This window comes from Burkholderia sp. 572, assembly GCF_040545135.1.
Taxonomy (GTDB): Bacteria; Pseudomonadota; Gammaproteobacteria; order Burkholderiales; family Burkholderiaceae; genus Burkholderia; species Burkholderia cepacia.
Window position 1 is genome coordinate 32,878 of sequence record NZ_JBEPLH010000003.1, and the last position, 25,162, is coordinate 58,039.

The following is a 25,162-nucleotide window of genomic DNA, read 5'->3' on the forward strand; positions in this document are numbered from 1 at the left end:
CACCGAGGGGCGTCGCGTAGTGTGGCGTGTGGTGCTGCCGATGACGGAATCGAAACAATCCGTCCGCAGTGGTACGCGTATTGAAATTGCCGTCAGGTTGCCATGCGAATGCACGGCTGGCGGGAAGGCCGGCGGGAGACCGGGCGTGCCGTTGCGCAGTGCGCAACGCGAGCGCCGCCCGGCCCGCGCCGATCGCGCGCGCCGCGCCGGCGGCGCCGCGCACGCGATCGGTCGGCGGTCAGACGGTCGTCAGACGGCCATCACCGTCACCGACTTCGTGACGAGGTACGGTTCGAGCGCTTCCGGCCCGCCTTCCGAGCCGTAGCCCGAGTCCTTCACGCCGCCGAACGGCATTTCCGGCCACGGCGTCGCGGGCTGGTTGATCCACAGCATCCCGACTTCGAGGCGCTGCGTGAGCAGGTGCACGTTCGCGAACGAACGCGTGAACGCGTAGCCGGCGAGCCCGAACGGCAGACGGTTCGCTTCCGCGATCGCGTCTTCGAGCTTGTCGAAACCGCGGATCGCCGCGACCGGGCCGAACGGCTCGTTGTTGAACACGTCTGCTTCGAGCGGCACGTCTGCGATCACGGTCGGCGCGAAGAAGTTGCCTTCCGAGCCGATCCGCTCGCCGCCGGTTTCGATGCGCGCGCCGACCTTGCGCGCGTTGTCGACGACGGATGCCATCGCGGTGAGCCGGCGCGGGTTCGCGAGCGCACCGAGCGTCGTGCCTTCCTCGAGGCCGTTGCCGACCTTCAGCCCTTCGGCATGCTTGACCAGCGCGCGCGTGAATTCGTCGCGGATGCTGTTGTGCACGAGAAAGCGCGTCGGCGAAATGCAGACCTGCCCCGCGTTGCGGAACTTCGCGCCGCCGGCGGCCTTCACCGCGAGCGCGACGTCGGCGTCCTCGGCGACGATCACCGGCGCGTGACCGCCGAGCTCCATCGTCGCGCGCTTCATGTGCAGGCCGGCCATCGAGGCGAGCTGCTTGCCGACCGGCGTCGAACCCGTGAACGTGACCTTGCGGATCACCGGGTGCGGAATCAGGTACGACGAGATTTCCGCCGGATCGCCGTACACGAGGCCGATCACGCCGTTCGGCACGCCCGCGTCGACGAACGCGCGCAGCAGCGCGGCCGGCGACGCCGGGGTTTCTTCCGGCGCCTTCACGAGGAACGAGCAGCCGGTCGCCAGCGCGGCGCTCAGCTTGCGCACGACCTGGTTGACCGGGAAATTCCACGGCGTGAACGCGGCGACCGGGCCGACCGGCTCCTTCACGACGGTCTGCTGCGCGCCGAGGTTGCGCGGCGGCACGATCCGGCCGTACACGCGGCGGCCTTCGTCCGCGAACCATTCGATGATGTCCGCCGCCGACAGCACTTCGACGCGCGCCTCGGTGAGCGGCTTGCCCTGTTCCTGCGTCATCAGCTGCGCGATCGCGTCGGCACGTTCGCGCACCAGCGCGGCCGCCTTGCGCATCGTCGCCGCGCGCTCGTGCGCGGGCACCTTGCGCCAGGCCTCGAAGCCGCGTTGCGCGGCGGCGAGCGCACGGTCGAGATCGGCGATGCCCGCGTGGGCCACCTTGCCGATCGGCTTGCCGGTCGCCGGGTTCACGACGTCGATCGTCTTGCCGCTCGCGGCGTCGACCCACTCGCCGTCGATCAGCAGTTGCGTATCCGTATAAGTCACGTTAGCCATCCAGACACCCCTACATTGCGTCGATAAACGCGCGCTGCCGCGAACGGCCGCGCGCCGGTTGACAGAAAAAGCCAGGCCGCCGGGGCTGGCACGCACCCGGCGGCGTCGACGGCAGGCACGCCGGCCCGCCATCGTTCCGCATGACGCCGCGCTCAGCGCGCGGCCGCCGTCGCCTTGCGGAGTTTCGCGACGTCCGCCGCCTGCACGGCCGGCGCGCCGTTGTTCCATCCGGCGCGCATGAAGGTCAGCACGTCGGCGATCTGCCGGTCGTTCAACTGGTTCGAGAACGCCGGCATCGGATAAGCGGACGGCACGCCATCGATCACGAGCGTCTCGCTGCCGTTCAGCGTCACGTTGATCAGCGACGCGGCATCGCCTTCGAGGACGTTCGGGTTGCCGGCGAGCGGCGCGAGCAGCGGCGCGTAACCGCGCCCGTCCGCGCCGTGGCAATGCAGGCAGTAAGCGTTATACACCTTCGCGCCCGGATCGGCTGCCGGCCGGCCCAGCGCGACCTGCGTCGCCTTCGGATCGTAGCGGTACGGCGGCGCGCCCGTGCCGCCTGCCGCCGGCAGCGATTTCAGGTAACGGGAGATGGCCGCCAGATCGTCGTCCGAGAGGGCCTGCGTGCTGTGGTTGATCACGCTGACCATCGAACCGAACGCGGTCGCATGGCGGTTCGCGCCGGTCTTCAGGAACTGCGCGACCTCGGCCTCGTTCCAGCGGCCGAGCCCCGTGTTGGGCTCGCCGGTCAGGTTCGAGGCGAACCAGTTGTCGATCGGCGCCCCCGACAGGAACGCCGCGCCGCCTTCGTCGAGCGCCTTCTCCTGGAAGCCGACGCCGCGCGGCGTGTGGCACGACCCGCAGTGACCGAGCCCCTGCACGAGGTACGCGCCGCGGTTCCACATCGCGTCCTTGACCGGCTTGTCCGCGTAAGGCGTCGTGTCGAGGAACACCATGTTCCACAACGCGAGCGGCCAGCGCATGTTGAGCGGCCACGGGATGTCGGACGGCCGGTTCGCCTGCTTCACCGGTTCGACGCCGTGCATGAAGTACGCGTACAGCGCCTTCACGTCCTCGTCCTTCAGCTTCGCGTACGACGGATACGGCATCGCCGGATACAGGTTGTGACCGTCCTTCGCGACGCCCTTGCGCAGCGCGCCGGCGAACTCGGCTTCCGTGTAGCCGCCGATACCCGTTTCCGGATCGGGCGTGATGTTGGTCGTGTAGATCGCCCCCATCGGCGTGACCATCTTCAGGCCGCCGGCGAACGGCGTGCCGCGTGGCGCGGTGTGGCACGCAACGCAGTCGCCCGCTTTCGCGAGGTACGCGCCGCGCGCGACGAGCGCGCTGTCGGCCGGTGCCGTCTGCGCGGCCTGCGCGGCCGGGCCGGCCAGCATGGCGGACAGCGCGAGCAGCGATGCACGGAACGTATTCAGGGTGAGGTTTCGCATGATCGTCGCCTCCCCTCAAGCCGTCTTCAGCTGGTCGCCGACCGGCAGCTTGCGCAGCCGCTTGCCGGTCGCCGCGAAGATCGCGTTCGACAATGCCGCGGCCGTCGCGGCCGTGCCCGGTTCGCCGATTCCGCCCGGCGCTTCGCCGCTTTTCACCAGATGCACCTCGATCGGCGGTGTCTCGTTGATCCGCAGCATCCGGTAATCGGTGAAATTGCTCTGCACGACACGGCCGTCCTCGATCGTGATCTCGCCGTACAGCGCGCCCGTGATCCCGAAGATGATGCCGCCCTGCACCTGTGCCTCGATCGTGTTCGGGTTGACGGACATGCCGCAATCGACCGCGCACACGACGCGCTTGACCTGCACCTCGCCGTTATCCACCGCGACGTCGATGACGATCGAGAAGAAGCTGCCGAACGCGTGCATCACGGATACGCCGCGCCCTTGCCCCGTCGGCAGCGACGGGCCCCAGCCGGCCGCCTTCGTCGCGACGTCGAGCACGTTGAGCGCGCGCGGCGTCTTGCCGAGCAGCGCGCGGCGGTATTGCACGGGGTCGGTCTTGGTTTGCGCGGCCAGTTCGTCGATGAAGCTCTCGACGACGAACGTGCTGCGCGTCGGCCCGACGCCGCGCCAGAACGCGGTCGGTACGTGGCGCGGCTCCTGGCGCACGTAGTCGATCAGCTGGTTCGGCAGGTCGTACGGCAGGTCGGTGGCCACCTCGACCGCGTCGGGATCGACACCGTGCTGGAACGCGGGCGGCGCGAAGCGCGCGAGGATCGACGAGCCGACGATCCGGTGCTGCCACGCGATCGGCTTGCCGTTCGCGTCGAGGCCGGCCGAGATCCGGTCGTAGTAGTACGGGCGGTACATGTCGTGCTGGATGTCTTCCTCGCGCGTCCAGATCACCTTCACCGGCGCGTTGACCTGCTTCGCGATCTTCACCGCCTGGCCGATCATGTCCGTCTCGAGGCGCCGGCCGAAGCCGCCGCCGAGCAGGTGGTTGTGCACGACGATCTTCTCCGGCGGAAAGCTCGTGAGCTTCTGCACGGTGTCGACTGCCCGCGTCGGCACCTGGGTGCCGACCCAGATCTCGCAGCCGTCGGCGCGCACGTGCACCGTGCAGTTCACGGGCTCCATCGTCGCGTGCGCGAGCAACGGCTGCTCGTACACGGCGTCGATGCGCGTCTTCGCATCCGCGAAACCCTTGCCGACGTCGCCGTCCTTGCGTGCGACGGCACCCTTGCCGTTCGCCGCGGCCTGTGCGAGATCGGCAACGATGTCCTTTGTCGATACCTTCGCGCCCGCGCCTTCGTTCCACTTCACGACCAGCGCCGATGCGCCGCGCTTCGCGGCCCAGGTGTGATCGCCGACGACCGCGACCGCGTTGTCCGCGCGCACGACCTGGCGCACGCCCGGAATCTTCTTCGCGGCCGTATCGTCGATGCTCGCGACCGTGCCGCCGAACACCGGGCTGTTCACGATCACCGCGTACAGCATGCCGGGCAGCCGCACGTCGAGCCCGAACTGCGCGGTGCCGTCGACCTTCTCCGGCGAATCGAGCCGCTTCGCGGGCGTGCCGATCAGCTTGAAATCCGCCGGCTTCTTCAGCGCGACGTCCTTCGGCACCGGCAGCTTCGCGGCGGCATCGGCGAGCTGGCCGTACGACACGCGCCGGCCGCTCGGCGGATGCTGCACTTCGCCGTTCACCGCACGGCAGGATGCCGGATCGACGTTCCATTGCTTCGCGGCGGCCGTGACCAGCAGCGTGCGCGCGGTCGCGCCCGCGCGGCGCAGCGGCTCCCATGCGTAGCGTACCGACGTCGAGCCGCCGGTGAGCTGGCCGCCGAGCAGCGGATCGAGAAAGAGCTTCTCGTTCGGCGGCGCATGGTCGAGCGTCACGCTCGACAGCGGCACTTCGAGTTCCTCGGCGATCAGCATCGGCAGCGCCGTGTAGACGCCCTGCCCCATCTCGACTTTCGGCATCACCAGCGTGACCTTGCCGGCGCGGTCGATCTGCACGAACGCGTTCGGTGCGAACACGCCTGCGCGCGCGGTTTCATCGCCGTCGCCACCGATCACCGAACGGCGCGCATCGTCGCCTGCCGCCGGCAGGCTGAAACCGAGCAGCAGGCCACCGCCCGCCGCCGCGCCCAGCGACATGCCGAGCTTGAGGAACGAACGGCGCGACACGCCCGCGCCGGCGGCTTGTCCAGCGACCTTGCCTGCTTCGATCAGTCCTCGCGACATGTCATGCCTCCTTCGCGGCTTGCTTCACGGCCGCGCGAATCCGGTTGTACGTGCCGCAGCGGCAGATGTTGCCGGCCATTGCCGCGTCGATGTCGGCATCGCTCGGGTTCGGGTTCGATGCGATCAGCGCGGTGGCGGCCATCACCTGCCCCGACTGGCAGTAGCCGCACTGGACGACGTCGAGCTCGCGCCACGCCTGCTGGACCTTGTGGCCGGCCGGCGTCGCGCCGACGGCTTCGATCGTCGTGATCTTGCGGCCCGCGACGGCCGCGACCGGCAGCACGCACGAGCGCGCGGCGACGCCGTCGAGATGCACGGTGCACGCGCCGCATTGCGCGATCCCGCAGCCGAATTTCGTGCCGGTGAGGCCGACGACGTCGCGCAGCACCCAGAGCAAGGGCATGTCGTCGGGGGCGTCGACCGTGCGGGTTTCGCCGTTGATGTTGAGGGTGACCATTCAGCCTCCGGGGCCGGTGTATTGGGGAAACGACGCGCATCGCGCGCCGCGCGGGGTTTTCGATTTCGTCGCTGTCTTCGCCGTTGCCGGGCGAGACGGCTGCCGCGCGGCCCGGGGCGGAGCGGGCCGCGGCGTGGGTGCTGCTTCGTTACTCGGCCACGTCGATGCCGGACAGCACCTTGATGACCGCCGGCGCTGCGAACCAGTCGGCCGATTTCACGCGGAATTCGCCGAAATACGGGCTCGCGAGGTGTGCGTCGAACGCAGCCTGGTCGTCGTAGATCTCGTACAGGTGCAGGTTGGGCGAACCGTCCTGTTCGCGGAACAGGTCGTAGCGCCGGTTGCCCGGCTCGGCGCGCGTCTTCGCGACCATGCTGCGCAGCTCGGCTTCGGCGGCCTCCGCGTGTTCGGGTTTCAGGTACAGGGACGCAATCACGTGAAGCGCCATCTTGTCACTCCTTTTGAATCGAAATCGAGCATGCCACAAGCCGGCGTCGCGCGACGCCAGCGTGCAATCGTCATGGTTTGCCGTGCCGCGGTATCAGGCCAGTTCGTCCGGGCCCACGCGCACGACGACCTTGCCGAAGTTCTTGCCGGCCAGCAAGCCGATCAGCGCTTCCGGCGCGTCGGCCAGGCCGGGGACGACGTCCTCGAGCGTCTTCACCTTGCCCTGCGCGACCCATTCGCTCATCTCTTTCAGGAACGGTGCATAACCGGTCGCATAGTGGTCGAGGATGATGAAACCCTGCATCCGGATGCGCTTGCGCAGGATCGTGCCCATCAGTGCCGGCACGCGATCGCGGCCGGTCGACACCGCGGTGTCGTCGTATGCCGCGTCGTTGTAGTGCGCGATGATCCCGCACACCGGCACGCGCGCGTGATCGTTGAGCAGCGGCCACACCGCCTCGAACACGGCCCCGCCGACGTTCTCGAAATAGACGTCGATGCCGTTCGGGCATGCGTCCTTCAGCTTCGCGGCGAATGCCGGGTCGCGGTGATCGACGCACGCGTCGAAACCGAGCGTATCGGTCACGTAGGCGCACTTGTCGGCGCCGCCCGCGACACCGATCACGCGGCAGCCCTTCAGTTTGGCGATCTGGCCGACCACCGCGCCGACCGCGCCGCTCGCCGCCGCGACGACCACGGTTTCGCCGGCCTTCGGCTCGCCGATTTTCAGCAGCCCCGTGTAGGCGGTGAAGCCCGGCATGCCGAGCACGCCAAGTGCATACGACGGATGCGCGACGTCGCGGCCGAGCGGAATCAGGTCGCGGCCGTCGGACAGCGCGTAGTCCTGCCACCCGGCGCCCGCGACCACGAGGTCGCCTTCTCGGAACGCGGGCAGGTTCGACGAGACGACCTGGCTGACGGTGCCGCCGACCATCGGCTGGCCGAGTTGAGCCGGCGGCGCATAGGACGGCGCATCGCTCATCCGGCCGCGCATGTACGGGTCGAGCGACAACCAGACCGTGCGCAGCAGCACCTGGCCGGCACCGGGCGTCGGCACGGCACCGGATTCGGTGCGGAAGTTGCCCGGCGTCGGTGCGCCGACCGGGCGCGAATTCAGGACGATCTGGCGGTTTACGGTCTTGCTTTGCGGCATGTGAGCCTCCGTCAACAGGAATGGACGTGCTTCGTGGGCACGATCGGATCAGGGGTGGACCAGCGGAGACGCCCGCATGCGGCAACGTCGGCGGTCGGGCCGTCGCGGCTGCGTGCGGGCGCTTGAAACAATGGGGAACAGCGTAACGCGGCGTGGCACGTTCGTCATACTTGCTTGAGTAGACCAGTCGTCTAGAGTCAGGAAAAAACAAGGCGCGCCGATGCGCGCCCGGGTTACGACTGTGCGCCGCCATGCTCGGCCGGCGGCAGGTTCAGCATGCGCCGCGTTTCGACCATCGCCCTTTCGAGCGGCTTGCGGTCGCGGTGAATCTTTTCCAGCAGCGTCGCGCCCAGCCACATCTCGTAGAGGATCGCGGCCGTGTGCGACGGATCGGCGATCCCGCTCAGCGAGCCGTCGGCCAGTCCGGCCTCGATGCCGCCTGCGAGCCGCTCGATGATCTGGCTCGTGCCCTGCCGCAGCACCGCGCGCATCGCTTCCGACAGATCCGACACTTCCGCGCCGAGCTTCACCGCGAGGCACTTGCCTTGCGGATCGTCCGCGCATTGCGTGTGCAGCCAGTTGCGCCAGTACGTCATCAGGCGCTCGGCGCCGGTGCCGGCCTGATGCTTGAGCAGGTTGTCGAGATGCGCGTGATAGCTGTCGAAATACGCTTCGAGCAGCGCTTCGCCGAATGCCTCTTTCGAGCCGAAGTAATGGTAGAACGAGCCCTTCGGGATGCCTGCCGCAGCGAGAATCTCGTTCAGGCCGACCGCCGAAAACCCCTTGTGGAGCATGATCGGCTTGGCGATATTCAGGATGTGCTGGCGGACTTCGGCGCCCGAAGATGCGTTCATGGTGGCGTATGTTAGCAACGATTAGACCGGTCGTCTAGCGGCGTCGATCCGGCATGTTGAGCGGCACTTTACCCGATCCCCGCCGGGCACCCAAACGTTGCGCCGGCCTTCCTTTCCTCGCTCCGCGTTGCCGCGCACGGCGTCACACGCACGACCCGGCTTCGTCGCGGGCGATTCATCGAGCTTCCGCATAACTCGTGGAATTTGGGCCTCGACACGCGCTCCCTGGCTGTCCAACCACGCGCGAAGCTGTTGCAAACCGATATCTCGATCACGGTAGCGACAGGGCATATTCCGAATATCCTGATCCATGATGTTCAAGCTCATTTCTCCGTCGGAATAATCCAGTCGTCAGATCACGATTTTGTTGTTCTCATGAACTGATTTTGTCCACCGGAGCCGACGCTGCCGTCGCGGTATATGGCAAGTTGACCGGTAACGTTGGGTGGGTGGGCGATCGGGGGTGTAGTCGTCTCGTTTGCCTGCTTGCCGGCGGTTGGTGTGCATCGCCGTTGGCTGATGCACGCTCGCAGCCGCGCCGTCAGCGCGGCGCTTCGTCAGCACGCTTTCGCGTGCGTGCCCGTCGCTCGTCCCGTTGCGCGGCCGGTGCCGCCTTCGCGCCACGCAGCGGCGCGCGGCGCACGAGCACCGTCATCTCGCGCCGCAGCGCATCGAGTTCCTTGCCGCGCGCCGCATCGGCCGCCTGCGCAGCGTCGAGCTGCCCCTGAAGCACGCCGCATCGATGCAGCGCGTCGCCCAGTTGCGCCTGCAGCGCGGCCACGTCTTTTCGCTGCTGCGCATCGCGCTGCTCCGTGCGCGATGTCACGGCATCGAGCTCCTTTTGCAGTCGCGCGGCGGCGAGCCGCTCTCGATCGATCTCCTGGAGCGCCCGCTTCTCCGACGCACGCAAGCGTTCCTCGGCCCGGCCGGCGTCATCGCGTAACCGGTCGAGCTGGGTGGTGAAATCCGCGCGGGCCTGCGCGAGTGCACGGTCGCCTTCCGCGTTGTCGGCTGTCAGGCGCTCGATGTCCGCTTGCAGCGCTTGCCGCGATGCTTCGTCGGCCGCCCTCGCCTGCTCCAGTTCCTGAATGCGCACCTGCGCGGCCAGCAGCGCGGCCGTGCGTTGCTCCAGCGCGGTTTCGGTGCGGGCCAGCTCAGCTTGCAGCGCCGCGACTTCCGCCTTCGCCGCCGTCCGCTCGGCTTCGACTTCCGCGCGCAATGCGTCGAGCGCGGCGGCTGCGGCGGCGCTCGACCGATTCCATAGCGCCGCGACCAGTTCGCCGGCGGCCGCTTGCAGATCGGCCGGCAGGTCGGGATGCTCGATGCGGACGCGGCTCTTTTCCCGCAACTCGGCCCAGAACTCGCCGAGCACGGCCGTCGGCGTGCTCATGCTGCCCTTGCGAACGAGCTGGTACAGGCGGTTCGCGGTGGGCGTGATGCCGAAGCGGAAGAACAGCAGCGCGCAGGCTTCGCGATACAGCTCGCGGGTTTTCGGGAAGTCGGCCTTGAGGCGCTCGATTTCGGCGGTCAGGCGGGATTCGTCGGCGGCGAGATCGGACATGGCAGGTTTCGGTGGCAATTTCGTAAATAATATAACGTAAACCGTTAAAAATACAATTATGTCGATTTATAGATTTGACATTATTTCTATAATGTCGAGATCGTGGAATATCGGTATGTCCCCGCCGGTATGCGGCGCGCGGCCCTCGGCCAGTACGGTGCTCGCCCGGTGGCGTCAAGCGCGCTGCTTCAGCAGCCCTGCCAGAAGGGTCAGTGCTTCCGTCAGATCGTCGAACGACGGGCCGCCGAGGCAAAGTCGGATCCCGCTCGCCCGATCTTCCGGGTTCACCATCATGGATTCCGGAGGGGTCAACTTGATACGCATCGCTGTAGCGACGGATGCGACACGATTGGCAGCATCGCGCTCCATCGGCAGCCAGGCGTTGTAGGCGCCGGGATGCGAGACCAGTTCGCTCGCGCCGAGCAGAGAGATGGCCAGATTGGATCGACGCCGCGCCTCATGGTGCAGATCCCGCTGGATCGAGGAGATGACGTCGGTGGCCAGCCATTCCTCAACCACTGCGCAAGAGAGCGGCGACGGCGCCATTGGCAGGTCCCGCAGCGCGTCCTCCGCTGCGTCGTTGAGTCCGGCCGGCAGCGCGAGCACGCCGATCTGCAAACCGGGGCCAAGCGATTTGGACAGTCCGTTCACATGAAAGGCGATCTCGGGCGCCAATGCCGCAAGCGGTGGCGAAGCCGGCTCTGCCGACGCATAGACGCCGTCCTCGATGATCCACGCGCCCACCCGGCGGCAAATATCCACGATGGCCTGCCTTCGTTCCGTGCCCATCGTCGCAGTGGTCGGGTTGTGCAGCGTCGGCGTGAGATAGACCGCCTTGCTGCCGGTCGACGCGGTGCCGTCGAGTGCGTCCGCCAGTGCCCCCGGCACCATCCCTTGCGCGTCGGTCTCGACGCCTTGCATCCGATATCCGTTGCGCCGAGCCAGCGCGATCGCGCCAGGATAGGTAATCCGCTCGGTCAGAAGCAGCCCTTGCGAGCCGCAGGCAAGATCGAACGCCAACGATAGCGCCTGGCGGGCGCCGCTCGTTAGCACTAGATGCGACGGTTCCACCATCAGGCCCAGCGTTTCGAGCCAGCGAGCCAGCACACGTCGGTGCTCCATATGCCCAGCGGGCGGGGCATAGAGATTGAGGTGGTCCGCATCGATCTTGCGTGCGATCCCCGTCAATGTTCGCGCCAGCAAGCGAGCGTTGAGCATGGCTGGCGGCACATTGGACGAAAGGTCGATCTGGCGATCCTGATACGCCTGGCGAATCGCCACGAAAGTTCCCCGGCCCTTGATGCTGCGCGTCAGGCCGCGCCGTTCAAGCGCGGCATAGGCTTTCGTCACCGTGCCAAGGCCAATCCCCAGTTTCAACGCGAGATCGCGATGAGCGGGCAGGCGGTCGCCTCCCGTCAGCCGCCCCTCGACGATGTCGTCGGCCAGGGCGAGGACCAACCGCTCGGCGGTATTCGCCTCGATGTCGGCAAGCCGTGGTGACCAGGGAGATTGCAGGAGCATGTTCGCCGCCTAGATATTAGTGTCACGTGACACTATTTATATAAACAACAAGCGTAACATGCGCGATGTGATTGGATGAAGTCATGCATTTCTGGAGGCGCCTGATCGCCATGACGGGCGCGTGGAGAGTCAAATGTTCAGCCATGTAACTGTTGGGGCGCGTGATCTTGGGCGGGCAGGCCGTTTCTATGACGCGGTACTCGCTCCGCTCGGACTGAAGCGTCGCGTCGTCACGTCCGATGGCGGGCCTCCGGCGCTTTGCTGGGTAACCGGTCAAACGCCGCTGCCTCGCTTCTATGTCTACATTCCTTACGATGGCGAGCCGGCGACCATCGGCAACGGCAGCATGGTCGCCTTTCTGGCCCCGTCGCAAGAAGCCGTGAACACGGCCTACGCGAAGGGTCTTGAGCACGGCGGGACGGACGATGGTGCACCCGGGTTACGCCCCCGCTACGGTGACGGCTACTTCGGCGCGTATCTGCGCGACCCTGACGGGAACAAGATCCATATCGTTCATCGCGGAGACCTCCAGCCATAACGCTGGAGACGCCCCGCATCTCTGGAGAAACTCGAATGATCGCCAGTCAGATCGCACTCGCCTACGGCACCTATCTCATCGCCACCGCCAGCCCCGGGCCGAGCAACATGGCGATCATGGGAACAGCGATGCGTGACGGCCGCCTGCCTGCCCTCGTTCTGGCGGCAGGCGTCATCACGGGCTCACTCTTCTGGGCGATCCTGGCGGCGACCGGCGTTTCCGCCGTGCTGGCGGCCTATGCCGAGGCGCTTTTCGTCATCAAGATGGTGGGTGGTGTCTACCTGCTCTACCTGGCGTTCCGCACGGGCAGGTCGGCGCTGAAACCGGGCTCCGACTTCGCGAAGATGGAACCGGGACGCTCGACACCTCGCTATCGGCGGCTCTACCGCCAGGGCATTCTCATGCATATCGGAAACCCGAAGGCGGTTCTGGCCTGGATGGCAATCATGTCACTTGGGCTTCCGGAGCACGCCCCCGGCGGTACCTTGCCGGCGATCATCGGTGGTTGCGCGTTCCTCGCCGTCATCGTGTTTGGTGGTTATGCGGTCCTCTTCTCGACCGCTCGGATGATCGCCCTGTATACCCGCCTCCGGCGCTGGATTGAAGGCACGCTATCCGCGGTGTTCGCCGTTGCGGGAGTCCGGCTGCTTGCCTGGCAACGTTGATATCCCGGCTTGTCGGCGCCCTCACGAACCGATCTGAATTGAAAGAGCGATGTCATGACTTTTGCGATCCATATGATCGATGTCTTCGGCGCCGGGCCGTTTTCGGGCAATCCGCTGGCGGTCGTTATCGGTGCCGATGCCCTGGCAACGGATGACATGCAGCGGTTGACGCGGTGGTTCAACCTGTCCGAGACCGCTTTTCTCTTGCCACCCACGCATCCTGAGGCTGACTACCGGGTCAGGATCTTCACGCTGGACAGGGAGATGCCTTTTGCCGGGCACCCGACGCTCGGCAGTTGTCATGCGTGGCTCTCGACGGGCCGCGTGCCGAAGAGCGAAGCGGAAATCGTCCAGGAATGCGGCGCCGGGCTGGTTCCGATCCGACGCAATCACGAGCGGCTTTCCTTCGCCGCCCCGCCGCTGATCCGCTCCGGTGCGCCAACGCAGGATGAATTGGATCAGGCTCGGCGACTGCTGGGGATCGAATCGGGCGATGTCCTCGATGCCGCCTGGATCGACAACGGCCCCGGATGGCTGGGCATCAGGCTGGTATCGGCGGAGACGGTGCTTGCCCTCAATCCGCTCCGCAGTTGGCCCGGCCGGATCGATGTCGGCGTTATTGGCCCTCATGCAACAGGCGGCAACGCGGCCTTCGAGGTTCGCGCCTTCTTCAGCGACCATCTGGGCGCTATCGTCGAAGATCCAGTTACTGGAAGCCTCAATGCTTCAATGGCGCAGTGGCTGTTCGCGACAGGTGTGGTTGAGGACGACTATGTCGCCGCCCAGGGGACACGCCTCGGCCGCCATGGCCGCATTCATTTGACCCGCGACGAGGCTGGCCAAATCTGGGTCGGCGGCAAGACTCGCACGCATGTCGAAGGCCGGCTCCACGGCCTTTGAAAAGGCAAACGAGAAAGCTGCAACCTGATGTTCGGGCGAGCTGGCGCACATAACGCCTGTCCGGGTCGCCCCATACGCTGAACAGCTTGCTCGCAAGACTGCTTGCCGGCGTGACGCGACAGCACCGGATCAACCTGAGCACTGTTCTGACGCTCGAAAACACGCAAGGAGTTCAGCATGTCTGCCCCCCCGCAGAACCCGATTGCTCCATCCGTAACCACCGATCGCATCACACTGCCCGCCTCGGCGGCAGACACCTTAAGAATGCTGGTGCGCTACAAGTCCTGGGCGAATGGACTGACGTTCAAGAGCGTGATGGACCTGCCGGCTGGCGAAGCCCTTCGGCAGAGACCGACGCGGTTCGGAAACATGGTGCATACCTTGAATCATGTCTACGTGGTCGACGACATTTTCAGACATCATCTGCAAGGAAAGAAGCACACCTATACCTCGCGCAACACCGACCACACGCCTGCCGTTTCCGATCTTTGGAAAGCGGTTCAGGAAATGGACCGCTGGTACATCAATCTTGTCGACACCTGGTCGGACGCGGATCTCGCGAAAGCCGTTCATTTCGAGTTTGTTGGCGGAGGAGAAGGCGTCATGACCCGCGAGCAAATCGTGCTGCATGTCGTCAATCACGCCACCTATCACCGCGGATTTGTCGGCGACATGATGTATCAGGTGCCTTTCGCGCCACCGTCAAACGATCTTCCCGTATTCATCAGGGATCACTATCGCGATGCCCGGTGAGCGCCTGTTCGGCCGACCCGGCGCACGCCGGCAACTTGTCTCGCATCTGTGTGGGCCGCGGAGACCGCCGGATGCGCATCGCTGACTGGTCGCGTCGCGACCGTCGCCTGTCATTGATCTGCCACCGTTGCCCGGTAGCGTTCGGGTCTGACCCACGCTTTCGACAGACGAATCCGCCATGCAGCGCACGTCGCGCGCCACGCCCCACGTTTATGCGGCCACGTCCCGTGCCCTCGCCGCCAGCCTTGCGATCAACCTGCTGCTGCTCGTCGTCGAGACGGTCGCGGCATGGTCCGCGCATTCGTCGGGGTTGCTCGCGGACGTCGCGCACGCGGCGATCGATCTCGCAGCCGATGCGCTGATCCTCGTTGCATGCCGGCTCGACGCGCGCCTGCCGCCGGAACGGCGCCCGACCTGCGAGCCGCTTGCGCTCGCAGGCCTCGGCGCATTGCTCGTGGCGACCGGTGCGCAGATGATCTGGCACGCGACGAACCGGTTCGCTGCGCCGCCCGTCGTACAGCCGGGCATGACGACGCTCGCGCTCGTCGCCGTCACGCTCGCCGGCAAGGCCGCGCTGTCGCACTGGATGCTGCGCAAGGCGCGCGAGACGGGCTCCGCGCTGCTCGAGGCGAGCGGCTGGCATGTCCGGACCGATGCGCTGGCGTCGCTGCTGGCGGCGCTCGCGATGGGCGCGGCACGGATCGGTTTCGGCCGTCTCGACGACCTGGCCGCGCTCGCGATCGGCGCGCTCGTGATCCGCACGGGCGCGGGTTTCATCCGGCGCGGTTACGCGCAGTGGCCGGCGCTGGCGTCGTGGGCGGGTCGTTCCACGCGCGGGTGGTGAACGCGCCCGGCAGCGCCGGCGTCGGGCATCCGGTCTCCGCGAGCGGCTGCGCTGAACGAAGGAGCGGCTCGCGCGGGTGCGAGCCTCTTTCGCGTGATGTCGTCGCCACGGCGTGGCACGTGACACGTGCCACGTCGATCGTTGCCGATGTATCGCCGGACGAATGCGGCCGGTTTCGATGAATCGGCGTCGGCTGCCGCTTACCCGAGCGGCACGACGCTCCCGAGCAGAATCCGCACGAGCGTCGCCTGGCGCGTGACGCCCGTCTTCGAGAAGATCGCGCGCAGGTGCGTGCGCGCCGTGTTCTTGCTGATCCCCGATTCCTCCGCGGCCTCCTCGAGCGTCAGCCCGTTCGTCAGCAGCAGCGCGAGCGACGTCTCGGCCGGCGTCAGGTCGAACAGCTTGCGGATGATTTCCTGCGCACCCTGCGGCTTGCGGTCGGGGTCGCGCAGGAACAGCGTGACGGCCGGCCGCCGCTTGTTGTCCTCCGACCAGTCGGACAGCAGCACCGTGCGCACCAGCAGCCCGAGGCGCGGCTTGTCGAAGCTGCGCGTGATCGGCATCGCCTCGACGGTCGCCGCGGCCGTGCCGTGGTGCCCCATCACCGCGTGGCGGATCAGCCGCTTGAGCGTGCGGTTCTCCTGCGCGTCGGTCGCCTCGATCGTGCCGCGCGCAATCGTCAGGCCGTTGTTCTGCTTCAGGATTTCGTCGGCGACGCTGTTCATGTCGATGATCGTGCCGTTCTCGTCGAGCGTGATCGTGCCGATCTGCATCCGGTTGATCGCGTTCGCGTAGATCGAGCGCTCGACCTCGGCCGTGTCGAGCCGCGAATGCAGCTCGACCGCACGCTTCAGGTGCGGCAGCAGCAACGCGCAGATCGCCTTGTCGCGCGCGGAGAACTGTTTCGAAGCATGGTTGCGGCATACGCGGAACCGGCACTCGACGCCCGACGGCGTGCGGAGATCCGCGCCGAGGATGTAGCGCACGTCCTGCGGCTTCAGGAACTGCTTGTACAGTTCGCTCGACAGCCAGCCCGTGTCGCCGAACACGTCGTCGACCGTCACCACGCGATCGGCCGGCAGGCCGACGAACGGATCGAGCGAATAGTAGTAGTTGTTGTACGACGCTTCGCCGTCACCCGGCACGACCGGGCCGTATTCCGATGCGTGCACGGACAGCGGCGCGCGGCGGTCGCTCGCGGCCGCGCGCAGGATCAGCGTCACGTAGTTGGCCTGCAGCAACCGGCGAACCAGCTCGAGCGCACCCGCCCACGGCGGCGTTTCCAGCGGGCCCTGGTAGATGCGCGCCATCAGCTCGCTGAAATCGGCGACGCCGATGTCGGCCTCGTCACTGGTTGCCTGGCTCTCTTGCGGAGCCCATCTCGTCTCCATCAGCACGCTCCATCCTCCATACGACATGTTTCCGACGCGACCCAACCGCGCCGCCATGATTAAGACGCGTCTAAATTCCGGCGTCATCGGGAGATTTACTGAATGGTGAGAATTGGCCATCCGGGCGAACCAACCATCGTCCGATCGGATGATGTGGCGCCCTGCCCGCTACGCTGGAATGCCCGTCAGGCCGTGCCGGCAAGCGTCCGGCACGGCCTCAGGGAAAACCGCGACACGGGTTTACCTGATTCAAACCGCATCCGATTCAGACAGGAGTCCCCATGCCGCTCGACCCACAGGCGCAGGCGCTGCTCGCCGTGTTCGCCCAGGCACCCGCGATCGATTTCGCGCAGCTCACCGTTCCCGCGTATCGCGCGAGTCTCGCCGCCGGCGGCGCGTTCGCCCCGGGCGATGCCGTCGCCGCCGAAGAGGACTGGCAGATTCCAGCATCGGGCCGTCAGTTGTCCGCACGGCTGTATCGGCCCGCTGCCGACGGGCCCTTGCCGCTGACGGTGTTCTTCCACGGCGGCGGCTTCGTCGCGTGCGGCATCGATTCGCACGCGAACCTGTGCCGCAGCCTCGCGGCCCGTGCGCGCACGCTCGTGCTGTCGGTCGACTACCGGCTCGCGCCCGAGGCGCGTTTCCCGGCCGCCGCGCACGATGCATGCGACGCCGTGCGCTGGGCCGCCGCCAGCGCGCGCGATCTCTGCGCACGCGCTGGCGCGCTGGCGGTCGCCGGCGACAGCGCCGGCGGCAATCTTGCGGCTGTCGCCGCACTGCAGTTGCGCGGCTCGGGCATCGCGATCGCGCACCAGTTGCTGCTGTATCCGGTCGTCGATTGCGCGACCGAGCATCCGTCGTACGAATCGCTCGGCAACGGCTATTTCCTGACGGCGGACATGATGCGCTGGTTCAAGCGCCACTATTTCGACGACGGCGCCGATCGCGCGTCGCCGCTTGCAAGCCCGCTTGCCGCGCCGGACGTCGCGGGCGCGGCGCCGGCGACGATCGTCAGCGCCGAATTCGATCCGTTGCGCGACGAGGCCGAAGCGTATGCGCTGCGTCTCGCACAGGCCGGCACGCCGGTGACCGTCGTGCGCTGGCCGGGCCAGCTTCACGGTTTCGCCAGCATGCTCGGCGCGATCGATGCGGCCGACCGCGTGCTGACCTTCGGCGCCGACGCGCTGCGCCGCGCGTTCGACGCGACGGAGGCGCCATGAGCCTCGCCGGCACGCTGGAGATCGTCGACGAACTGCGTGCGGGCCGGATGGTTCTGCTCGTCGACGAAGAGGATCGCGAGAACGAAGGCGATCTCGTGATCGCGGCCGATCACGTGACGCCGGAAGCGATCAATTTCATGGCGCGCTTCGGGCGCGGGCTGATCTGCTTGACGCTGACCGCCGAGCGCTGCGAGCAGTTGCGCCTGCCGCCGATGGCCGATCACAACGGTACGCCGTTCGGCACCGCGTTCACCGTCAGCATCGAGGCGGCCGAAGGCGTGACGACCGGCATTTCGGCGGCCGATCGCGCGCATACGATTCGCGCGGCGGTGCGGGCCGGCGCCCGCCCCGACGACCTCGTCCAGCCGGGCCACGTGTTCCCGATCGCCGCGCGCCCGGGCGGCGTGCTCGTGCGCGCGGGGCACACCGAGGCCGGCTGCGATCTCGCGGCGCTCGCGGGGCTCACGCCCGCATCGGTGATCTGCGAGGTGATGAACGACGACGGCACGATGGCGCGGCTGCCCGAGCTGAAGGCGTTCGCCGCGCATCACGGGCTGAAGATCGGCACCATTGCCGACCTGATCCATTACCGGCGCGAACACGAATCGCTCGTCGAACGCGTCGGCGAGCGGCCGCTGCATACGCCGTGGGGGCGATTCCGTGCAATCGAGTATCGCGACACCGTGCACGGCGCGCCGCATCTCGCGCTCGTGCGCGGCGCGCCCGATCCGTCGACGCCGGTGCTGACGCGCGTGCACGAATGCCATTCGCTGCTCGACCTGCTCGATGCGGAGCCGTCCGCGCATTCGTGGCCGCTGCATGCCGCGCTGCAACGAATCGACGCGGCCGGCTGCGGGGTCGCGGTGCTGCTCGACTGCGACATGCGCGGCGACGCGATGCGGATGCCGGCCGGCCATGCGCGCCGCGACGGACGCGTGACGGGAATCGGCTCGCAGATCCTGCGCGAGCTCGGCGTGCGGCGGCTGAACGTGCTGTCGAGCCCGTTCCGGTTGCCCGCGCTGTCGGGACACGACCTGGAGATCATGGCGTTCATTCCGCTCGGCGACGACGATCCGGAAAGCGCGCGAAGCGCGCATGCGAACCCGCTGCGGGCGGCGTGACGCGCTGCCGCGGGATGGTCGGCGGGTTGCCCGTTTGACAGGCTATCGTTTGTTTTGTTGAATACAGTATTTGGTTTGTATTTTGACAATACATGCTGTAGATTGTATTTTCCGATTACAAACGATCGCCTGTCATTCCGCGGAGCGCCCGATGGCCTTTCCTGTCCAGACCCTGACCCAGCTGCGTCCGATACTCGTCGGCTTCCGGAAATCCGCGGGGCTCACGCAGGCGCAATTGGCCGCCCGCCTGGGCGTCACGCAGCAATCCTACGCGCAGCTCGAAGCCAACCCGTCGGCGGTCAGCATCGAGCGGCTCTTCAAGGTGCTGAACATACTCGGCGTGCGCATGACGCTCGCGCCGGGCACGCAGGACGCTTCGGCGGCATCGGCCGATCCTGCGCCCGATGCCGCGCCGGCGGTTCGCCAACCCGCCGCGAGCAAACGCAAGCCGGATGCGGCGCGCGGCACCACGGCCGCCAAAAATCCAGCCCGGCCTGCGGCCGGCGCCGCGCGCAAGCGGCCGGCGACGGCGACACCCGGCAAGCCACGGGTTTCGAAGCGGGAGGACTGGTGACGATGGCCACGCGTGCCCGTCACGACCGGCTCGACCTGTGGATGAACGGCATTCCGGTGGGCTACTGGGAAGTCCGGCGCGGCGTCGAGCGTCTCGTCTACCTGCCGGCCTGGCTCGACGATCCACAGGGGCGGCCGCTGTCGCTGTCGCTGCCCTTCACGCCCGGCAACCAGCCGCACCAGGGCGCGATCGTCGCCGATTATTTCGACAACCTGCTGCCGGACAGCGAGCCGATCCGCCGCCGCATCGCGCAGCGTTACCGGCTCCGGTCGACGGCGCCGTTCGAGCTGCTCGCGTCGATCGGCCGCGATTGCGTCGGCGCGATCCAGATGCTGCCGCCCGGCGAAACGCCCATCGATCTCGAGACGATCGACGGCGTGACGCTCGACGATACGGCCGTCGCCGAGGTGCTGCGCCACGCGACCGCCGCGCCGCTGCCCGGCCATGCGGAGCCGGAAGGCGACCTGCGCCTGTCGATTGCCGGCGCGCAGGAAAAGACGGCATTGCTGCGCCAGGGAAACCGCTGGCTGCGGCCGTCGGGCAGCACGCCGACGACGCACATCTTCAAGCTGCCGCTCGGGCGTGTCGGGAACATGCAGGCCGACATGCGGACGTCCGTCGAAAACGAATGGCTGTGCGCGAAGCTCGTCGCCGCGTACGGCTTGCCGGTCGCGGCGTGCGACATCGGCCGGTTCGACGACCAGAAGGCGTTGATCGTCGAGCGCTTCGACCGGCGTGCTTCGCGCGACCGCACGTGGATCCTGCGGTTGCCGCAGGAGGACATGTGCCAGGCGACCGGCACGCCGTCGGGCGCGAAATACGAATCCGACGGCGGCCCGGGCATCGACACGATCATGGGCATCCTCGCCAATTCGGCCGACGCCGAGCCCGACCGGATGAATTTCTTCGTCGCGCAGCTTGTGTTCTGGGTGCTGGCGGCGATCGACGGGCATGCGAAGAACTTCAGCATCGCGCACCTGCCCGGCAACACGTACCGCAGCACGCCGCTGTACGACGTGCTGTCCGCGCATCCGATCATCGGCACGCGCCGCAACCAGCTTCCGCCGCGCCGCGCGCGGCTCGCGATGGCCGTGTGCGGGAAGAACCGGCACTACGTGATCGGCGAGATCCAGCCGCGCCACTGGGTCGCGCAGGGCCGGCGCGTCGGCCTGACCGAAGACGACGTGCACGCCGCGATGGCGGCCGTCGTCGCTCGCACGGAGCCTGCGATCGCGGAAGCCGCGGCGCAGATCCCGGCGGAATTTCCGGTGGACGTGGCGGATGCGATCTTCGACGGGATGCGGCGGCAGGTCCGCAAGCTCCGGGCAGGCGATCTCGCGTGACGGATCGACGGCGGGCGGTCGGGTTCGGGGCGGGCTTTGGCGTCCGTTGGCAGGCTTCGATGTACTGAACCGGGCGCCCGCCCGGAACGGGTTGTGCCGGGCTCGTCCACCCGGACGATGCGCGCCTGCGCCACCGCCGCACAATGGTCGCCGTGCCCAATCCCGCCCCCCGCCCCTCATGGAATCCGCCGACCTCACGACCGCGTTCAGCCCGCTGCAGATCGGCCCGCTGACGCTGCGCAACCGCCTGATCAAGTCAGCCACCAACGAGGGCATGACGCCGAACGGCGTGCCGTCGCGCGCGCTCGTCCGTTTTCACGAACGCATCGCCGAAGGCGGCGCCGCGCTGACGACCGTCGCGTACTGCGCGATCAGCGACGACGGACGCACGTTCGTCGACCAGGCACGGCTCGACGTGCCGACGGTCCGCCAGTTCCGCGCGCTGACCGACGCCGTCCATCGCCACGGCGCCGCCGCCTCCGCGCAGATCACGCACGGCGGCTGCTTCACGTTCCTGCCGTCGCTGTCGACCCGACGGCCGTTGAGCGCATCGGGCGGTTTCAACAAGGTCGGCGTGATGAGCGGCCGCTTTTTGAAGCAGGCGATGACGCGCGACCAGATGTCCGCGGTCGCCGACGAATTCGCGCAGGCCGCACGCCATGCGCGCGACGCCGGCTTCGATGCGGTCGAGATCCACATGGGGCATGGCTATCTGCTCAGCCAGTTCCTGTCGCCGCTGTACAACCGCCGCCGCGATGCGTACGGCGGCGACGCGGCACGGCGCGCCGCTTTCCCGGCCGAGGTGCTGCGCCGCGTGCTCGACGCGGTGGGCCGCGATCTCGCCGTCGTCTGCAAGATCGGCGTGACCGAAGGCGTGCGCGGCGGCGGAACCGCCGACGACGCATGCGAGATCGCGCGGCGGCTCGAAGCCGAAGGCGCGCACCTGCTCGTGCTCAGCGGCGGGATGAACGTCGAATCGGTGTGGCAGCTGTTCGGCAGCCCGTTGCCCGGCGACGCGCGCGCGAACGCCGACAACGCGATCGTGCGCGCGGCGATGGCGCTGCAGAAACTCACCGAGCCGAAGATGGGCGCGTTTCGCGAGATGTATTTCCTCGAGCACTCGAGGAAGGTGCGCGCGTCCGTCCGGATGCCGCTCGCTTACCTCGGCGGCGTGCGTTCGCGCGGGAACGTCGAGCTGGCGATGCGCGAAGGGTTCGATGCGGTCGCGCTCGCCCGCGCGCTCGTGTTCGAGCCGGATTTCGTCAACGGACTGCGCGACGACCGGCTCGCGCAGTCGGGCTGCACGTCGTGCAACCGTTGTGTCGTGTCGATGTACACGCCGGGCGGCACCGCGTGCGTCCTGCACGAGCCGAACGACCCCGCGCCGAACCGGGTGCCGGCCGCCGGCGCGTGAGGTGCGACGCGGGCGACGGCGTCGCTCAGCCGGCGTCGCGCGCGCGGGCGAGCGCCGCGAGATTGCCTTCGCCGAACCCGTGGTGTCCCTTGCGCTGCACGATTTCGAAGAAGATCTCGCCCGGCCGGCGCTTGACGAAAGTCTGGAAGAACAGCCTCGGCACGCCGTCGCCGCCGATCTCGCCGTCGACCAGCACCGCGCGACGGCGCAGCGCGTCGAGATCGACACCATGCCCGGGCAGCCGCGCGTCGACGTCATCGTAATAGCGGGCCGGCGGCTCGATGAATTCGACGCCGTTCGCCCGCAGCGCATCGACGCAGGACAGGATGTCGTCGGTAGCCAGCGCGACGTGCTGCACGCCCTCGCCCGGATGGTCGGGCAGATACGCGTGCATCAGCTCGGTGCGCCGCGTGCCTTCCTCGTAGACCGGAATCCGCACCGCGCCGCACGGCGACACCATCACACGCGATTCCTCCGACACGTGCCAGTGCGCGTCGATTTCGTGGATCTCGCGAAAATGCAGCAGGTCGTGGTAGAAATCCAGCCACTCCCGCATGCGCCCCGCGCCGACGGTCTGCGTGAAATGATCGACCTGCTGCAGCCCGACGCCCACGCAGTCGAGATCGGTATGCGCGGTCGCGATGTCGATCGGCCGGAAATCGATGTCGAAGATCGAGATGTCGCCGACGCCGCCCCGCTGGCCGTCGCGCCCGCGCCAGCGGTCGACGAAATAGAGGTGCGAATCGCCGATGCCCTGGATCGCGGGGATCTTCAGCTCGCCGACGCCGACCTTCTCGCCTTCGAACGCCCACGCACCGAGCTCGATCGCCCGCTCGAACGCGCGCCGGGCGCTGGCCACGCGCAGCCCGATCGCGCAGACACCCATCCCGTATTCCTCCGCGTAGCGCGCGGCGAACGAATCGGGCTCGGCGTTGATCAGGAAATGCATCTGACCTTGCCGGTAGAGCGTGACGTTCTTGCTGACATGCCGCGCGATCGCCTTGAACCCGAGCTGCTCGAAGCGCTGCGCGAGCGCCTCGGGCACCGGCGCCGCGAATTCGACGAATTCGAGGCCGGCCATCCCGAGCGGATTGGCGGCCGGATCGGCAACGGGCGGCGTATCGCTGGACAGGGGGTGGGAATTGCCGGGCATTCCAGTCTCCGGGGGCATGCGTTCGATGGGGATGGCGCCCGTCGCTGGCGGCAAACGCGGCCAGCGTGGCGACCGCATCCGCCCCGAACGGGCAAGTTCTCAATGCTGCAGATTTTAACCAGATCGTTCACGGCGGCACACCCTGGCCAAACGGGATATCGTCGCGCCGCCTAGTGCAAACCCGAAAAGCGTTCGATAATCGCACGGACTTGTACGATAATCGCGCACTCTGCCCGATTGGCCGATTGCCGCCGTACGGCGCGCGCCCTATTCTCCGTTCACTCATCGACTTCAATGCAGCATCGGACGCGGCGCCGCCACGATTCCACGATGCGCCGTGCCAGGAGACACCGCCATGACCCCAACCTTCGACACCCTCGACGCCGCCGCCAGTGCCCGCGTACGCAGCCAGGCCCGCAAGGCCGCGATCGGCAGCTTCGTCGGCGCCGTTGTCGACTGGTACGACTTCCTGCTGTACGGGATCGTCGCCGCGCTGGTATTCAACTCCGAGTTCTTCCCGAAAGTCAGCCCGACGATGGGCACGCTCGCGGCGTTCGCGACCTTCGGTGTCGGTTTCCTGTTCCGGCCGCTCGGCGGCATCGTGTTCGGCCACTACGGCGACCGGCTCGGCCGCAAGCGGATGCTGGTCCTGACGGTGATGCTGATGGGGCTGTCGACGGTCGCGATCGGCCTGCTGCCGGCATTCTCGACGATCGGCTGGTGGGCACCCGTGCTGCTGGTGCTGATGCGCGCGATCCAGGGTTTCGCGGTCGGCGGCGAATGGGGCGGCGCGGCGCTGATGGCCGTCGAAAGCGCACCGAAGCAAAAGAAGGCGTTCTACAGCAGCGGCGTGCAGGTCGGCTACGGCGTCGGCCTCGTGCTGGCCACGGGCATCGTGTCGATCCTGAGCCACACGCTCGGCGAGGCCGCGTTCAAGTCGTGGGGCTGGCGCCTGCCGTTCGTGTTCAGCATCGTGCTCGTGCTGATCGGGCTGTGGGTGCGCAAGAACATGGACGAATCGCAGGAGTTCGTCGAGAAGGTCGAACACGGCAACCGCAAGCTGCGCCTGCCGGTGCTGGAGGCACTGACGCGCCATCCGAAGGCGTTCCTGCTGATCATTGCGCTGCGGCTCGCCGAGCTGTTCACGATGTACATCGTCACCGCGTTCGCGCTCAGCTATTCGACGACGAACCTCGGCATGTCGCGCGACCTGTTCCTGAACATCGGCCTGCTGGTGGGGGCGGTGAGCTGCGTGACGATCCCGTGTTTCGCGTGGCTGGCCGACCGCTACGGCCTGCGCCGCATCTACCTGATCGGCGCGCTGATCGGCGTCGCGTCCGCGGTGCCGTTCTTCCTCGCGCTGGAGGCACGGTCGATCGCGTGGATCGTGATCTTCTCGATCCTGCTCGCGAACGCCGCGCACGACATGGTCGTGAGCGTCCAGCAGCCGTTGTTCACCGAGCTGTTCGGCGCCGAATACCGCTATAGCGGCGCAGGCGTCGGCTACCAGTTCGCGAGCGTGGTCGGCGGCGGGTTCACGCCGTTCATCGCGGTCGGCCTCGTCAGCGTGGCAGGCGGCTCGTGGCACCTCGTCGCCGGTTATCTCGCGGTGGGCTGCCTGATCTCGCTGATCGTCGCCGCGCGGATGCGGGCGGCGCAGTAACGACCCGATGGCCGGCCCCAACCGTGGCCGGCCATCACGCATCGCTCGACGGCGACTGCCAACGGCCTCGGTGCGTCGCGCGCGACGTCAAACACTGTCAGTTATACGCGCCGATTCCCCCTTTTCCCCTCTGAACATTCCACGCCGCCCGCCGACCAATGGCATCATATGGGCCTACGTCAGTCACCGATACG

The 25,162-nt window shown here is 67.5% G+C and carries 22 protein-coding genes; 11 read left to right on the forward strand and 11 right to left on the reverse strand.

Annotation, left to right across the window (positions count from 1 at the left end; translation table 11 throughout):
• Window positions 1-249 precede the first annotated feature (249 nt).
• From ABIC51_RS06375 to ABIC51_RS06415, 9 genes are all read right to left on the reverse strand, one after another.
• Window positions 250-1,695: an NAD-dependent succinate-semialdehyde dehydrogenase gene (locus tag ABIC51_RS06375; protein WP_060207320.1), complete on the reverse strand. Its 1,446-nt coding sequence runs from the start codon at window positions 1,693-1,695 to the stop codon at window positions 250-252.
• A gap of 152 nt (window positions 1,696-1,847) precedes the next feature.
• Complete coding sequence (locus ABIC51_RS06380) at window positions 1,848-3,146, reverse strand: c-type cytochrome (protein WP_175897958.1); 1,299 nt, start codon at window positions 3,144-3,146, stop codon at window positions 1,848-1,850.
• 15 nt (window positions 3,147-3,161) lie between these two features.
• The gene (locus ABIC51_RS06385; protein WP_060207326.1) at window positions 3,162-5,396 is read right to left on the reverse strand and encodes a xanthine dehydrogenase family protein molybdopterin-binding subunit; all 2,235 of its coding nucleotides are present in this window, start codon (window positions 5,394-5,396) and stop codon (window positions 3,162-3,164) included.
• 1 nt (window position 5,397) lies between these two features.
• On the reverse strand, window positions 5,398-5,853 hold the full coding sequence (locus tag ABIC51_RS06390) for a (2Fe-2S)-binding protein (RefSeq protein WP_021162722.1): 456 nt from the start codon (window positions 5,851-5,853) through the stop codon (window positions 5,398-5,400).
• Window positions 5,854-6,001: 148 nt separating this feature from the next.
• Window positions 6,002-6,301 (reverse strand): putative quinol monooxygenase, encoded by a 300-nt coding sequence (locus ABIC51_RS06395; RefSeq protein ID WP_059694835.1) that lies wholly within the window; start codon window positions 6,299-6,301, stop codon window positions 6,002-6,004.
• Between the two features lie 93 nt (window positions 6,302-6,394).
• Window positions 6,395-7,453 carry an NADPH-dependent curcumin/dihydrocurcumin reductase gene (curA, locus tag ABIC51_RS06400; RefSeq protein ID WP_354006389.1) on the reverse strand — a complete coding sequence of 353 codons (1,059 nt, stop codon included), beginning with the start codon at window positions 7,451-7,453 and terminating at the stop codon, window positions 6,395-6,397.
• Between the two features lie 233 nt (window positions 7,454-7,686).
• Complete coding sequence (locus ABIC51_RS06405) at window positions 7,687-8,307, reverse strand: TetR/AcrR family transcriptional regulator (RefSeq protein WP_021162725.1); 621 nt, start codon at window positions 8,305-8,307, stop codon at window positions 7,687-7,689.
• Between the two features lie 541 nt (window positions 8,308-8,848).
• Window positions 8,849-9,868 carry a DNA-binding protein gene (locus tag ABIC51_RS06410; RefSeq protein ID WP_175897960.1) on the reverse strand — a complete coding sequence of 340 codons (1,020 nt, stop codon included), beginning with the start codon at window positions 9,866-9,868 and terminating at the stop codon, window positions 8,849-8,851.
• 174 nt (window positions 9,869-10,042) lie between these two features.
• The gene (locus ABIC51_RS06415) at window positions 10,043-11,389 is read right to left on the reverse strand and encodes an aminotransferase-like domain-containing protein (protein WP_146253178.1); all 1,347 of its coding nucleotides are present in this window, start codon (window positions 11,387-11,389) and stop codon (window positions 10,043-10,045) included.
• A 133-nt stretch (window positions 11,390-11,522) separates the two neighbouring features.
• Between ABIC51_RS06415 and ABIC51_RS06420 the strand changes: the two genes are divergently transcribed.
• The 5 genes from ABIC51_RS06420 (at window position 11,523) to ABIC51_RS06440 (ending at window position 15,089) form a co-directional block, all read left to right on the forward strand.
• A complete protein-coding gene (locus ABIC51_RS06420; protein WP_027791597.1) occupies window positions 11,523-11,927 on the forward strand; it encodes a VOC family protein in 405 nt (134 codons plus the stop codon).
• A 35-nt stretch (window positions 11,928-11,962) separates the two neighbouring features.
• A complete protein-coding gene (locus ABIC51_RS06425) occupies window positions 11,963-12,592 on the forward strand; it encodes a LysE family translocator (RefSeq protein ID WP_027791596.1) in 630 nt (209 codons plus the stop codon).
• A gap of 54 nt (window positions 12,593-12,646) precedes the next feature.
• A complete protein-coding gene (locus tag ABIC51_RS06430) occupies window positions 12,647-13,492 on the forward strand; it encodes a PhzF family phenazine biosynthesis protein (RefSeq protein ID WP_027791595.1) in 846 nt (281 codons plus the stop codon).
• 177 nt (window positions 13,493-13,669) lie between these two features.
• Complete coding sequence (locus ABIC51_RS06435) at window positions 13,670-14,245, forward strand: DinB family protein (protein WP_027791594.1); 576 nt, start codon at window positions 13,670-13,672, stop codon at window positions 14,243-14,245.
• A gap of 178 nt (window positions 14,246-14,423) precedes the next feature.
• Complete coding sequence (locus ABIC51_RS06440; protein WP_146253180.1) at window positions 14,424-15,089, forward strand: cation diffusion facilitator family transporter; 666 nt, start codon at window positions 14,424-14,426, stop codon at window positions 15,087-15,089.
• A gap of 200 nt (window positions 15,090-15,289) precedes the next feature.
• Here the strand turns inward: ABIC51_RS06440 and ABIC51_RS06445 are convergent, their stop codons facing one another.
• Window positions 15,290-16,480 carry a helix-turn-helix transcriptional regulator gene (locus ABIC51_RS06445; protein WP_021162732.1) on the reverse strand — a complete coding sequence of 397 codons (1,191 nt, stop codon included), beginning with the start codon at window positions 16,478-16,480 and terminating at the stop codon, window positions 15,290-15,292.
• 281 nt (window positions 16,481-16,761) lie between these two features.
• On the opposite strand from ABIC51_RS06445, the gene ABIC51_RS06450 reads away from it, so the two are divergent.
• From ABIC51_RS06450 to ABIC51_RS06470, 5 genes are all read left to right on the forward strand, one after another.
• A complete protein-coding gene (locus ABIC51_RS06450; protein ID WP_175897961.1) occupies window positions 16,762-17,700 on the forward strand; it encodes an alpha/beta hydrolase in 939 nt (312 codons plus the stop codon).
• The gene (gene ribBA / locus ABIC51_RS06455; RefSeq protein WP_175897962.1) at window positions 17,697-18,821 is read left to right on the forward strand and encodes a bifunctional 3,4-dihydroxy-2-butanone-4-phosphate synthase/GTP cyclohydrolase II; all 1,125 of its coding nucleotides are present in this window, start codon (window positions 17,697-17,699) and stop codon (window positions 18,819-18,821) included. The genes ABIC51_RS06450 and ribBA overlap by 4 nt, the downstream gene beginning before the upstream one ends.
• Window positions 18,822-18,972: 151 nt before the next feature.
• Window positions 18,973-19,395, forward strand: coding sequence for a helix-turn-helix transcriptional regulator (locus ABIC51_RS06460; protein WP_175897963.1), 423 nt, complete (start codon window positions 18,973-18,975; stop codon window positions 19,393-19,395).
• Between the two features lie 2 nt (window positions 19,396-19,397).
• Window positions 19,398-20,738 carry a type II toxin-antitoxin system HipA family toxin gene (locus tag ABIC51_RS06465; RefSeq protein WP_175897964.1) on the forward strand — a complete coding sequence of 447 codons (1,341 nt, stop codon included), beginning with the start codon at window positions 19,398-19,400 and terminating at the stop codon, window positions 20,736-20,738.
• Window positions 20,739-20,916: 178 nt separating this feature from the next.
• Window positions 20,917-22,152 (forward strand): NADH:flavin oxidoreductase, encoded by a 1,236-nt coding sequence (locus tag ABIC51_RS06470; RefSeq protein ID WP_175897965.1) that lies wholly within the window; start codon window positions 20,917-20,919, stop codon window positions 22,150-22,152.
• A 25-nt stretch (window positions 22,153-22,177) separates the two neighbouring features.
• Here the strand turns inward: ABIC51_RS06470 and ABIC51_RS06475 are convergent, their stop codons facing one another.
• Entirely contained in the window at window positions 22,178-23,305 is a 1,128-nt protein-coding gene (locus ABIC51_RS06475) for a 4-hydroxyphenylpyruvate dioxygenase family protein (RefSeq protein WP_021162738.1), read from the reverse strand.
• A gap of 355 nt (window positions 23,306-23,660) precedes the next feature.
• On the opposite strand from ABIC51_RS06475, the gene shiA reads away from it, so the two are divergent.
• Window positions 23,661-24,968: a shikimate transporter gene (gene shiA, locus ABIC51_RS06480; protein WP_048023001.1), complete on the forward strand. Its 1,308-nt coding sequence runs from the start codon at window positions 23,661-23,663 to the stop codon at window positions 24,966-24,968.
• Window positions 24,969-25,162 lie beyond the last annotated feature (194 nt).